Here is a 681-nt window from a genome sequence, read left to right as displayed (position 1 = left end):
CCGGCGACGTCGGACGACGAGACGCTCTCGGCCCTCACGGACCTTCAGCGAGCCGGCAAGATCCGCTACCTCGGCTCGTCGACGTTCCCGGCATATCGGATCGTGCAATCGCAGTGGTCCGCTCGTGAGAATCACACAAGCCGCTACGTCACCGAGCAACTGCCCTACTCGATCCTGCAGCGCGGCGCCGAGGCGCACGTCCTCCCCGTGACCGAGGAGTACCGGATGGGAGTCCTCGCGTGGAGCCCGCTCGCGTCCGGCTGGCTCTCGGGCGCCATCCGCGAGGGTCGCGAGATCACCACGAACCGGTCCGGAACGCTGCAGCAGCGCTTCGACCTCTCCCGTCCGTCGAACCGGGCGAAGCTCGACGCCGTCGAGCGGCTCGCGACCGTCGCAGAGGACGCGGGGCTCACTCTCGTGCAACTCGCGCTCGCTTTCGTCACGAACCACCCGGCGGTCACGAGCGCCCTCATCGGTCCGCGGACCCTCGAGCACCTGCACTCGCAGCTCGCAGCCGCCGACACCGTCCTCTCGGCGGACGTGCTCGATGCGATCGACGGGATCGTCGAACCGGGTGTCGATCTCGCCCCCGACGAGAAGTTCGACACCCCGCCGGCTCTGCTGGACGCGTCGCTCCGACGACGCTGAACCGGGCTCCTACCGCCGGCACACGAGAGGTCC

The 681-nt window shown here is 69.3% G+C and carries 1 protein-coding gene; it reads left to right on the top strand.

The genetic code is table 11. The features are described from left to right. Positions 1–648: aldo/keto reductase (locus AC4FQ5_RS19760; protein ID WP_491146286.1), on the top strand; the 648-nt coding region annotated here is incomplete at its 5' end. Positions 649–681: the final 33 nt, after the last annotated feature.

The sequence above is a fragment of the Chryseobacterium sp. DT-167 genome, from assembly GCF_058310155.1.
This window is presented reverse-complemented; position numbering and strand designations above follow the sequence as displayed.